The organism is Bradyrhizobium sp. INPA03-11B (genome assembly GCF_040446015.1).
GTDB lineage: Bacteria > Pseudomonadota > Alphaproteobacteria > Rhizobiales > Xanthobacteraceae > Bradyrhizobium > Bradyrhizobium macuxiense_A.
Map to the genome: position 1 here is coordinate 1 of NZ_JASGSR010000003.1, position 11,855 is coordinate 11,855.

General features: G+C 57.0%; 8 protein-coding genes and 1 tRNA gene. 4 read left to right on the forward strand and 5 right to left on the reverse strand.

Translation table 11 applies throughout. The features are described from left to right. Position 1 precedes the first annotated feature (1 nt). The 4 genes from QMZ05_RS01770 to QMZ05_RS01785 all read left to right on the forward strand — a co-directional run bounded on the left by QMZ05_RS01770 (position 2) and on the right by QMZ05_RS01785 (position 5,013). On the forward strand, positions 2-2,086 hold the full coding sequence (locus tag QMZ05_RS01770; protein WP_353699199.1) for a DEAD/DEAH box helicase: 2,085 nt from the start codon (positions 2-4) through the stop codon (positions 2,084-2,086). Positions 2,087-2,546: 460 nt separating this feature from the next. Beyond that, positions 2,547-2,624, forward strand: a tRNA-Met gene (locus tag QMZ05_RS01775). 82 nt (positions 2,625-2,706) lie between these two features. Further along, the gene (locus QMZ05_RS01780) at positions 2,707-3,381 is read left to right on the forward strand and encodes a DUF2971 domain-containing protein (protein ID WP_353699200.1); all 675 of its coding nucleotides are present in this window, start codon (positions 2,707-2,709) and stop codon (positions 3,379-3,381) included. A gap of 783 nt (positions 3,382-4,164) precedes the next feature. Further along, on the forward strand, positions 4,165-5,013 hold the full coding sequence (locus QMZ05_RS01785; protein ID WP_353699201.1) for a restriction endonuclease: 849 nt from the start codon (positions 4,165-4,167) through the stop codon (positions 5,011-5,013). A gap of 112 nt (positions 5,014-5,125) precedes the next feature. On the opposite strand, the gene QMZ05_RS01790 is transcribed toward QMZ05_RS01785, so the two are convergent. From QMZ05_RS01790 to QMZ05_RS01810, 5 genes are all read right to left on the reverse strand, one after another. Continuing rightward, positions 5,126-5,845 carry a hypothetical protein gene (locus QMZ05_RS01790; protein WP_353699202.1) on the reverse strand — a complete coding sequence of 240 codons (720 nt, stop codon included), beginning with the start codon at positions 5,843-5,845 and terminating at the stop codon, positions 5,126-5,128. A gap of 71 nt (positions 5,846-5,916) precedes the next feature. Further along, positions 5,917-6,897, reverse strand: a complete 981-nt coding sequence (locus QMZ05_RS01795) for a restriction endonuclease (RefSeq protein WP_353699203.1) — start codon at positions 6,895-6,897, stop codon at positions 5,917-5,919. A 37-nt stretch (positions 6,898-6,934) separates the two neighbouring features. Further along, positions 6,935-7,519: a hypothetical protein gene (locus QMZ05_RS01800; protein ID WP_353699204.1), complete on the reverse strand. Its 585-nt coding sequence runs from the start codon at positions 7,517-7,519 to the stop codon at positions 6,935-6,937. Between the two features lie 136 nt (positions 7,520-7,655). Further along, positions 7,656-8,387, reverse strand: coding sequence for a hypothetical protein (locus QMZ05_RS01805; protein WP_353699205.1), 732 nt, complete (start codon positions 8,385-8,387; stop codon positions 7,656-7,658). A 64-nt stretch (positions 8,388-8,451) separates the two neighbouring features. Further along, on the reverse strand, positions 8,452-11,850 hold the full coding sequence (locus QMZ05_RS01810) for a TM0106 family RecB-like putative nuclease (RefSeq protein WP_353699206.1): 3,399 nt from the start codon (positions 11,848-11,850) through the stop codon (positions 8,452-8,454). Positions 11,851-11,855 lie beyond the last annotated feature (5 nt).

Genomic DNA, 11,855 nt, shown 5'->3' on the forward strand with positions numbered 1-11,855 from the left:
GATCAATGGGCTGCTATCGATCCAGAACGAATTGGCTGCCAGAAATCTGTTGATACAGCTGCTGGCAGACTTGGATCGGGCCAAGACGCCCTACCCTCAGTTGGTAAACCATATGATCCGGGCGACCGGCCTTTTTCCCTACCTGCAGCTTGAGAGCGCATCGTGGGATCAGAAATACGTGCATCGCGCGTTCGAGGTCGACGTTGGCCGCCGGTTGGCAACCCTGCACCGAGAGCAATCCTCTGTCCTAGCGAGGCTCCTGAACGGAAAGAGCATCGCGGTAAGCGCCCCAACGAGTTTCGGGAAAAGCTTTATCATTGACGCGTTCGTCGCCGCGAAGCACCCCGACACGGTTGTGATCATCGTTCCAACAATCGCGCTGATGGACGAAACACGAAGGCGGCTATTCAAGAAGTTCTCTGAACATTACACGATTATAACCGCTCCAGATACACGGCTCGGCCCTAAGAACATCTTCATCTTTCCGCAGGAGCGCGCCTTCGGATACCTCGCATCCCTGGAGATGATCGACCTTCTCGTCGTAGATGAATTCTACAAGGCGAGCCAAGAGCACGACCCTGAACGGGCCTCCACTCTTATAAAGGCGATTCTAAAACTTTCGAAGAAGGCGAGCCAGCGGTACTACCTAGCGCCGAACATCAAGAAGCTTAACGACAATGCGTTCACGCGCGACATGGAATTTGTTGAACTCCTCGATTTCAATACGGTGTATTTGAACATCCAAGAACCTTACAAGGAATTTGGAGGAGACGCCGCCAAGAAGGGCGCGAAACTAATCGAGCTGATTTCGCCCGGCGATCAAAAGTCACTCGTGTACGCTGGCACTTACTCTGAAATCCGAAAGATTGCAGACCTTGTAATCGAGAATCTTCCGCGCGTAGATCGGATATACACCACTGCGTTCGCCAAGTGGCTGAGGGACAACTACGAAAACGACTGGCTCTTGGCCGATCTGGTTGAGCGGGCCGTCGGGGTGCACAATGGCAGCATGCACAGATGCCTCAGCCAGCTGCAGATCAAGCTTTTCGAATATGAGGACGGTTTTGACAGCATCGTTTCCACGTCCTCGATCATTGAGGGCGTCAACACTTCCGCTCAGAACGTGATCGTATGGCGTAGCAAGGTTGGCAGCACGAACCTCAAGGATTTTACGTACAAGAATATCATTGGCCGCGGCGGCCGCATGTTCAAGTACTTCGTCGGCAATATCTTCCTGTTGGATGCACCTCCTAAATCCGAAGATGCCCAACTCGAGATCTCGTTTCCGGACAAGATGCTCGGGACGCTCGACGAAGATGGCGATGCGGACCAACTGACAGACATTCAAATTGAGCGAATCGTCGCGTACAAGACTCAAATGTCCGACCTCATTGGCGAGGAACACTTTGCGCGCCTGAAGAAGGAAAATGTTCTGCAGGACAGCGACGCAGATTTTCTGCTGAGCTTGGCGAAAGATATGAAGGACGCACCTGATGAGTGGAAGGGCTTTGGCTATCTCAATTCGTCAAATCCTGCCCAATGGGACACTATGCTGTACAAAGTACTCAAACTTAAGCCCGGCGGTTGGGATACTACGTGGACGAACGTGGTGAACGTCACCAAAGCGATTGCGTACAATTGGCGTGATGACTTGTCCCAGATTATTTCGTCACTGAGACAGAATGGGATAAGCATAGAAGACTTCTTCAAACTGGAGCGGACCGTTACCTTCAAATTGTCTGCCCTCCTCGGGGACGCCAATGAGCTTCATAAGATCATTGTGAACCCATCTGTCGATATCTCAGGCTTCGTAGGCAGGATGAGCCGCGCGTTCCTCCCCAGTGCAGTCTATCATCTGGAGGAATACGGCCTGCCGCGCATGATATCGAAGAAGATCCATGCGGCCGGCCTCATCAACTTTGAAGATCCTGAGATGGATCTCATCAGGACACTTGAGCGATTCAAGTCTTTGGGAACTAACGCTGTGCTGGGGATCAAATCTCTGGGACCTTTTGATCGATACGTGGTGCGTTTCTTCTTCGATGGCATCACCCCCGATGAGCTCCAGACGCCGGAAGACGCTTGATGCGATGTTGCACGCAAGGAAAGGCAATTCCACCAGGCGCAGTCGCGTGGTCCCGCAAGCGACAGTCGGTCGCTAGATCGTGTCACCGCTGGGCTCGGCTGGACGCTGGCAATTGCGCGTTCCATGCCGCATTTTTGCGCATCGCGATTAGCTTCGCGGGCGATCGCGCCGCCGCCAGCCACGGCAACTGGCTCGGCCTCTTCGCCCATTCTGCGCCGGCATGAACCCAGCGCCGCGCTTGTTCGCCAACATCACAACCGGTCCGCCATTTCGAGATATCTGCAAAAGGCATTGGCAAGCTGCATTTGCCTCGGCGTCCGACGGCGTATCGCCGCCTGGGTTTATGGTGCGCTCGGAGGGCGGTCGCATTTGGCGTGATTTCAAAGGGTTACGGCTAATGACAACGCGTTTTGGTGCATTTCATGCCCAAAAGTACCTTTGGCCCAGTTGCTGTAGAAGAGCCCTGCCCTACGCGAGGTCAGGTTGGCCCGCCGCTCATGACGGTCTGGTTGCTGGTTCGAGTCCGGCCAGGGCACCAAGCGCCTTGGAACGAAGCGCAACGAGGCACACCAGACCGCACGCATATGCAACAACTTGCTTCTTGACTAGAGGGTTTCCCGATGGCTGAAGTCCGCACACCCGACGTCCCACCGCGCCTATTTCGTTACTGCCGCCTCGACCGACCCAACGACATGGAGCATGAGCGGGAAGCCGCGATTATGCGCTACATCCATTGCTCGATGTACAAGCGCATGAACGACCCGATGGAAGGCTTTTACGAACCGAGCATCCGGTTGAAGAAGGAGCCCGCGTGGCGAAGCAAGTACCGTGAAATCCTCAATGCAAAGCAGGCGGTCGGCATCGCCTGTTTCAGTGAGACCTACGACAATGAGATTATGTGGGCGCACTACGCTGGCAACTGTAGCGGCATGTGCGTGGCGTACTCCTCGCCGAAGCTATTGAAGAATCTGCCGCCGACTGCCCGCCTCTCAAAGATGGCGTATGCCGAGAAGCCCGTTCGCCTCTCCAAGCACGATCAGGGCGACGTGTACGCCGCAGCTCACAAGATCCTCAGTCAGAAGAAATACAATTGGGCCTATGAGCGTGAGTGGCGCGTGCTCGGCGAGTATCCCGGTCAATTGCCGTACCAAGGCGATATCGTCACCGACATCTACTTCGGTTCGCTCACAGAGGCGCACCATAAGCAACAGATAAAGAGCGCATTTGCGGGTCGGTCAGTGAACTTCCACGTCATGAAAGTGACTGGCTATAAGCACAGGTGGATGAAGGCGTGAGGACTGGCGCCCCAGCTCATCTTTTCAGAACTAGTGATGCAACGATCCACGTCACGATAAGCACAGCGACGACGCCGACGGTGAACGTGCCGTCAGCGGTCAGCTCAAGCCAGGCGAGCTTGATGTGCAGGGAATCGACAGGGACATTTTCGGGAGACACGACGCACCTCTCAGCAAAAGAGAATCGGTGCGAACACAGGGGTTATAGGGGGACATGGTTTGGTCTGTGTCAAATCGCGGTCTAGACCGCCAAATCTCAAAAACTAACCTATTGGCGGACCGGTGGAATTTAGAGTTATTTCCCCACGCAACGTACAACGCAGCTCCTCCGTAACAACTTCGCCGCTATATCGCTAAGTAACTGGTATTGTTGCGGATTTTGTGAGCGGCAGAATCCACTAAACCTATCAAGCACTTACTGTCGAACCGCTGTCTGCGTGGTACGATTCGAGAGTACGCGGACAGCGTCCGCACTCTGAATTTCATTCAGTGATTTCAATGACCGACGAGCAGATGATCCAGCTTGAGAGAGAGATTCAGCCACCCTCTTCCTGTGGTCTCTGCACTGGGTGCCCGCACGTGCCGGACTTGTCGGTTCGATACGTCAGTGTCTTGGCTGTCTGTTGCCAGCATCGTTTTGCGCATGTGACGGCCAAGGTTTTTCAATTCGCATAAAGAGATATGGCTAAAGGCGGCGCAAGACCGGGTGCAGGCAGACCACTAGGCTCGACACAGAGGCCTCTACTCCGCGAGCATTCCAACCCGATTCCATAGGGACAGGGCATGGCTAACGATGGCAAGGACCTGCAGCGCCTGATTCGCATCATCGAGTCAGCGCGTGCGGCAAGGACAGGTATCAAGATCGAGTCGCCGAAGTTCTTCACGGACAAGGTGACGGGGAAACAGCGCGAGCATGACGTCGTGTTGACGATAACCCATGACCATCACGAACTCGTCGTCGCTCTCGAATGCCGCGATAGGTCAAGGCCCGTCGGAGTCGATGCGGTCGAGGCCTTTCATACGAAATGCAACGACACCGGCATTCACTCCGGCGTTATCGTTTCCTCCAAGGGTTTCTACAAGACCGCGCGCACCAAAGCCCAATATTACGGCATCCGCTGTCTAACCCTGGACGAGGTCGAGGGCTTCAATTGGTTCAAGCCCACCGATCTGAACGTCTTATCGTGCGAGCTTGTTCAGGCCCGGCTGTTCGTCGCATTTGATCCGTATCTCGATGTGCAGCTCTCAGACCTGTTAGTCTCGACGGGGGAGACCCTGACCAACGAAGCCATCAACGCCACAGCTTGCAGCGTTCTCGATACGAATCGGAAGACTCTGTCGAGAGACCTCGGAAAGCACGAGATCCATGTCGATATCGTGCCCGGATTCAGCGCGGTCATCGACGGCGTGACCCGTCACACCAGCCGCGTTGTCTTGACCACCGAATATGAGAATAAAATCACCCGCGCGCCGTTCCAGTTCCGCGATTACCGCGACCACGACAAGGACGGCCAGATTACCCAGTTCGCCGTCGCGAACGTCTCTATCGGCAATTTCAAGGCGGACTTCGTCGCCTCTACCAATCCTGACGGCACGATAGAGGTCTCGGTTGTTCCAACACCGAAAGAATGAAGCCTATGGCTCACCAGCTCGCATTTCCCATTACCAATGGTCATTACCGACAATCTGTCACTGGTCATGATGTTCGCGTACCCCATGGCGCTCGCATTGCAACGACCGGGGGTCATTTAGCCGGAGCGCGAATCGCCATCAGTACATCCGCATAGATTTTCTCCTTCGCCTTTTCATTCAGCCCTTTCATGCCTCCAGACATTCTGGTCGGTGTTGGTAAAATATAAAACGCGATCTCCCGGCCCTCGATATACTCGGACAAGATCGGCCCCCTACATTTTTCTGCGATCCGCTTCTCGTCAGATCGCAGACGCTTGCAGATTTCGTTCCGGCGGGAGATTGCGGCTCTGTATCGAGCGCCTAGCTGCGTCGCGGAATCGGACAATTTTTGAAAAGTCCAATCTGCTGCTTGCTGGCTTGTAACGGCGATCTTGTTTATGCGCCGCTTCGCCGCAAACACCAGCCGAAAGTTTGTGAGATCGAATTCTTCTATGTCGGCGTCCCGTGCGCTCGCTTCTTTCCCGCTCTTTCGTTTATATTCTTGCAATACGTCGTACATCCAGAGGTCGTTGACCATAAGGAAATTATGCCAGTTCGCTCGTCTTTGCGCGTTGTCGGATTCTTCCAGCAAGGAAATGCCAGTGACCCTGCTGAGAAGTCGCCACATCCTGCTACTCTTCGATCCGTAGTAAAAGCAGGTATCACCCGCGAGTAGGCTCATATCGGGCCGGGAAAAACGCTGCGGCGGCGCTGTACCAACGATAATCGTCGAGGCGTTGTCCGGTATCGCCTCAAGACAGTTGTAAGGATGCTTTTCGGTATGGCGCTCCAATTTATCCTCGCTGTGTCGGCTCGCGGCAAGATGCCCGTCGCCCGTCCAATATCAACTGGTGCCAGTCTCGACTAAGCTGAAATGTCCCCAACGGGCGGGTGGAAATCGAATGACGGTGGTTCTAAGTGCCAGCGCACCAGATCATCCATCGCAATAAGCACGATCCTGTCTGTCAGAGCCGCTGAGTGGATGGCGTCATCGGTGAAACTGGATGTCGTAATGATGAAACCACGGTGAGCGCTTTGTTCTTCAGCGACGCCCTTGAATTGTTGGACGGTTGGACGGCCCACTTTGTTTTCCGTCGAGTTTCGCTTGCATTGCACGATAATCAATCCGTCAGGGTGGACGGCAAAACCGTCAACGCCAAAATCGTTCGATTTTCGTGTAGCCCACGCTTCGAGTCCCGCCCTTTGAAAAAAGCTCATGCTATGTCTTTCAAAATTGAACGGGTCCATGTCGAACAAATGCTGCCGCAGCGCCATCTCCTCCTTCGGCATTGCGAAACGGGTGGGATCCATCGGCTGCTCTTTCATCGCAGCCTTCATTTCAGCGCTGGTGCGACGCAACCGTTCATCTGAAATAATCGCGTCGATAATTTCCGCAACGTGAGTTTGGGCCTCTGGGCTTGTCACGACAGCTTCAATGATTGAGGTGATGCCCGCGGTTCCGAGAAAAATCAGTAGAAGCACCGGGACGCCGAAAGCGCCGCCAAATGCTGCGATCCCGGCCGCATGACCACCAACCAACGGAATCGCGGCGAGGGTTGCAGGCAGCGCGATCTTCATGGACCAAGGCAGGTTCGATTTGCGGTAGCTCGAGACTGCCTCCGAGACACTGTTCGCAACTGCTACGATGGCCGTGCGCGAGTTGATGAGCGCGTTCAGTTGTTTGAATTTGTCGATCGCGCCGATGTCGCTCGCAACAACATCGCGCGACTGGCTGAGCCATCGTATCGCAATCACCCGATCCCCCGGCCGGGAAGTGTGTTTGATTGCCGCGGCGAAGACGCCAATCAGCCACTTTTTAATGCCGTCAGTTACATTGTCGAACACGGCCCCTCCAAACGGGCATAGCTGCGATGTAGGTACTCTATTTGCAACTGATCTCTAAATCGTCCGTATCGCGCGGCAATTCCCCTTTCTCATTCGCCTTTTGGCTTACGAATTTCATATTGACCCGAGGCGGAACGGCGAAATCTACATCGAGGTAAGCTGTGCCGAGCTTCATGGTGTTCTGGATGCGCTTCGCCGTTGCGGCGCTCGTAATGAGAGCAGAGATCAGAGCGCCCCCGCTCGTGCCCTTTGCGGCGATGGCGTTCACTTTTTGGATGTCCGCGTTGCCATTCGATTTCAACCGCAACCTTGCCTTCGGCGGAAGTCCCCAGGTCACTTTGAAAGTCGTGACCTCGTAACCCATTTGTTCGAGGATCGGCAGTGCATCGCCAACTCGTTGCGTGAAGGTATTGAACTCGGTCATGAGTTTGCCGGTCGTGTCGGAAAAATCAGGCAGCGACAAATCTGGCATCGATGGCATCGAGACGGATGGCAATGAAGGCATCGCGGGTATCATGTCCCGCGCCGATTTGGTGATGGTGTCGATGCGGCTGGGCGCATCGTCAGCCTGAGCGGGGGCCAAACTCGAAATTAGCGCAGCTATCACGAGAAGCGATCTCATTGCATTTCCTTCGGGCAGGACGGAGTTTCTTTCGCCAAAATTGACGCCAAAACGCTAGGTTGTCGAGAGGGATATGTCCGACTTGCGGTCGCGCAGGCCGCGAAGTCCGTCAAAGAGTCGGAGGCGGAGCGGACATCTAGACTTCCCAATCAACGACATGGCCGCACTCGCGACAGATGGATGAGCCGAACATTCCGGCTAGGTAATCCGAAGCCTGACCTTCGCTCATGTCGTCGGAATCTTCGTCAATAAGGTCTAACGAGTCCGCGGCATTGCACGCTGGGCAACGAGCGGGTGAATGATGCCCTGGTCCAGCGTCAGAATCGTTTCGCGTTGGCGGCTGCTCAGAAGTGGACTCGCGCTCCCTCCAGCGAGTTCTTGCGCCCTTCGCCTCAGCCACCGCATCTTGATACGGTCCCCAATCGATTTCCCACTCGACCTCTGAACGCCGCTGGTGGATGGACAGCGCGCGTTTGGTGCGACGGTCAAAATCCACCTGCCGACAGCGATTGACCCGGCGGAAGTGCTTGCGGAGCGCCATGAGAGTCTCGTGGCTTATCGCGCCACTGAGGATCAGGCGAACCGTATTTCCCCAATGAGCAATGGCATGGCAAGACCAGCAAATGATCTCGACGCGAACCAGCGTTGCTTTGCCGCGCTTCAGTCCCTCCTCATACTTCCACACTTCATGACCGTGCAGCCTATCGCTGGATCCACAGATGGAGCATTTACCGCCAGCTTCGTTCAATAAGCGGCGGCGAAGCGCTTTCCATCGCTGTGGACCAAGCCCGTGTTCCGACGAGCGAAGATTGTGGCCCCACAAGGTGCGAGGCACGAGGTCAAGCTTTAGAGCAGATGGTTTGGCCATGGGGCGTCCCGTTATACGTATACGCGACGACCTTCGCATATTCGACGCAAGACACGCTTCGTTGTTAATTCAGTCGTATCGACAATTCCAGATATCGACAAAACGCATTCGCCAGTTGCATCTGTCTCGGCGTTCGACACTCCGCTTCGAATAGTCGTGGCGATGCGACGATCACGCAAATACACTTCGCGCGCGAGGTCGCGACATTCAAGCGATTGGCGCTGTACAGGAACTCCATACCGCGGGGCGCATCGTCATGACTTGACGTCGTCATCGAATAGATCACGATCGGGGCCTCTCGCCCCTGGAATTTGTCCACGGTGCCAATCCGGGCGCCGGGAAGGCGCTCCTGCAACTCGAACACCTGAGCGTTGTAGGGAGCGATAATCAATATCTCGCCCAAGCCTACCGGCGCTTCGATGCCTTCGCGGTTTATCCAGGTCGTCCCGCTCCCCATAATGTCCATGACGAGGTCGCGAACGCAGTCGGCCTCTTCCCGCGACGAGCTCTGATTGCCCTCGTGCTCCACGGAAAGGTAGCGAAGACCCGTTCCTTGCAATCGACCGCTGGACCGAATCGACTGGTTATCCAGCCCCGGGCGAGGATATAGACGGCTTTCGTAGAACATCTCCGAATTGAAGCGGCATATCGAAGGATGAAGTCGCCACGTTTCCGGCAGAAAGAGTCCGCGATCGACCGGTACGGTCGCGTGGACGCCGAGAATGTGATCGAGGGAAGAGACGTCGACGCCGTCCGGATGACTGCCCTGGATAGGTTGCTCGAGTTGCCGGGGATCTCCGAGCAGAACGATGCTCTTGGCGGCCTGTGACACAGCCAGGACGTTCGCAAGCGACATCTGAGCGGCCTCGTCGATGAAAAGAACGTCGACGCTGCTCGCGGCATCGGTTCTCGCCCAGAACCAAGCCGTCGCTCCGCCGACCTTGCAGTCCGAATGCAGGGCGTCGAGGAAGTCCGCATTGTCGGTCGTGAACCTTAGCGGCGGCTGGTCGTCCTCTCTGTCGAATACCTTCTGGATGCATCCGATCGAGATACCCTCGCTGCGGGCCGCCACGACGACCTCGTCGAGAAGATTGCCGATCACCTTGTGACTGTTCGCGGTGACACCGACGGACCTGCCGCCCTTCGCCAGTGCGCAGATCATGCGAGCACCCGTGTAGGTCTTGCCCGCGCCGGGCGGTCCCTGCACCGGAAGGACGCTTTCCTGGAGATTCAGCGCGGCTCGAATGGCCGCGGCGAGGGTCTCCTCTCCCGCGATCTGGAGCGCTTGTCCGCGCAGGCGGGGTGCGACGCCCATCAGCAGATCTCGCGCCGCTCTGTGCTCGCCGACGCCCTCCATGCCGTGGTCCGCGGCATACTCGCCGAGCCGCATGAGGGAATCGGAAAGCACCTGGGTGTCGACGTAGCTATGGGCGAAGACGGCCTCGGGATGCAACGTGGCGGTATCTCCTCGCTTCTTGATATCGATGGTGCGTTCTTCGAGCGAAATCTCCACGACGCGCCCGAACTTGTCGCCTCCGATGCTCCTGAGTTCGTCGCCGTCGCGGATGTCCGTGTCCTGGAGCGCGAACGCGTATCGATGAACGGGTACCTTGGCCGTGCCGCCGACCTGTTTCAGGAATGTCATGTCCGACAGGCCATCGCGTTCGTGAAGCAGGTCCTCGGCGGACAGGTCGCGAAGCCGAAAGTATTCCCACCAGACGGCCTTCTTCTCCCGGCCGTGCCAGTCGAGCATGAAGGCGAGGAGCCAGCGGGCCTGCTGTTGCGGGCTACGCTGTAATATGTCGTCCGGCACGCCGAGGGTAAGCCTCGCCACGAGCGCGGCAACCTTCTTCTGCCACTCGTCGAGCTCGGCACTGATCTCGGCGGTCGGGGCCGCCGGCCTTTCGATGGTCGCCCCGTCGGCGACCACGGCCGTTCGAACCATTTCCAACCAGTTCCGCAAACCCTTTGTGGAGACGCAGTCGTCACAATTGTAGCCCTTGATGGCGATCTTGTCGGCTTCGGGAATGCCTGAAGGATCCGCAAGTTCGAGACGCGCCTGCGTCCGGGCCATCACGGCTCCGACGTCGGCCAACGGCACGTTACGGACAAAGCCGTAGAGCGGCTCGAGCTTCTTGATCGAATAGCTTTCCACGCTGGCTCTGATGGCATGACGTACGACCGAGAAGAGATCGACGAAGATCTCCCCGCGAAGAAGATTGTCGACCTCGTTTTCGCGCGTCGCGTAACGACCCATCAGGCGCTTCATCGCCGCCGGCTCGTACGGAGCGAAGTGATAGATGTGCAGGTCCGGATATTGCTTCAGACGCAGCGTCACGAAGTCGACGAAACGCTCGAAGGCCGCCCGCTCCTCCTGCCTGTCGGAGGCCCAGTCTCCGACGTATCGCTCCGACCCGTCCGCATCGGCGTAAACGTATCCAAACAGGAACTCGAGGCCGCCGTCGCCGACGAACGGATCTCCCTCGAAGTCGAAAAAGATATCGCCCGGTGACGGCTCCGGAAGACGCGCCAATCCGAACCCTGCCGCAGGAGCGAGCGTCTCGTACAGGGTTCTGCCGGCCTTGATCCCCTCGATCTGGATTCTCGCCTGCTCGCGTATCTTTTCGAAGCTCTTGGCGGCCCCACGATCGGGTCTCCATTGCAGCGGCAGAGGCACCGCCGCGAGCTCCGTGGTCGTGCGGACCCCTCGTCTTTCCAATTCGCCGATCTGGGACTTGCTGATGCCCGCGACCAGCGACATGTGGTCGTCGGCCCTCCGCTTCTCGTCGCAATGAACGCGCCAACGGCAGATTTCGCAATGCTCGATCGGCTCCGGATAGGCGGCGACGGCGTCCTGACCCGACACGGCGTTCTCGAGGCTGGCCCTGACATGGCGGTAATAGGCCGCGTAGTCTGCAACCCGGTGTTCCTCAGGCGTGAAATCCGTTCCCGGAGTGACGACGAAAGCCGAGTCCGCTTCGCAACCTTGCATCTCGGAAAGGAGATCGGAATACAGCGATATCTGCAGGATCGTGTTGCCCTTCGTTTCGCGGGACAACTTCGTGTCGGTGACCTGATACGACCACGCGCCTAGCCGGCTAGGCTTCTCGACGCGGTGAAGGACGTCGGCCCTGCCGCTCCACACGCCGCTTTGCAGCGCCGCCTGCACGATGATGGGGTCGCCCCTGCCAAGAGCTTCGCGGGTGGCAGCGACCGCCGTCGCGTCGACGCCCACACCGTCGATCGAGGTCGCGACCGTACCGGTCGAAGTCAGATGATCGACGTAATCACGCTCGTGCAAGGCACCGCGCTCCGCCAGCGTTTCGAGCACCGGGTCCCAGATCTTCGGCTTGGTCAGTTCGCCGTTCGCCACCTTGAGGTCGAGCGCGGTCAGGTACCGGCAATTCAGGTGCCCGACGAGGTCGCCGGCGCTGAGAAAAAGATTCCCGCTCGTTCGGTACATATTGT

What these genes read in the sequence shown, in the direction of transcription:
- QMZ05_RS01810 (WP_353699206.1), bottom strand. Translation starts at nt 11,850, where the DNA reads ATGTACCGAACGAGCGGGAATCTTTTTCTCAGCGCCGGCGACCTCGTC.
- QMZ05_RS01800 (WP_353699204.1), bottom strand. Translation starts at nt 7,519, where the DNA reads ATGAGATCGCTTCTCGTGATAGCTGCGCTAATTTCGAGTTTGGCCCCC.
- QMZ05_RS01780 (WP_353699200.1), top strand. Translation starts at nt 2,707, where the DNA reads ATGGCTGAAGTCCGCACACCCGACGTCCCACCGCGCCTATTTCGTTAC.
- QMZ05_RS01785 (WP_353699201.1), top strand. Translation starts at nt 4,165, where the DNA reads ATGGCTAACGATGGCAAGGACCTGCAGCGCCTGATTCGCATCATCGAG.
- QMZ05_RS01805 (WP_353699205.1), bottom strand. Translation starts at nt 8,387, where the DNA reads ATGGCCAAACCATCTGCTCTAAAGCTTGACCTCGTGCCTCGCACCTTG.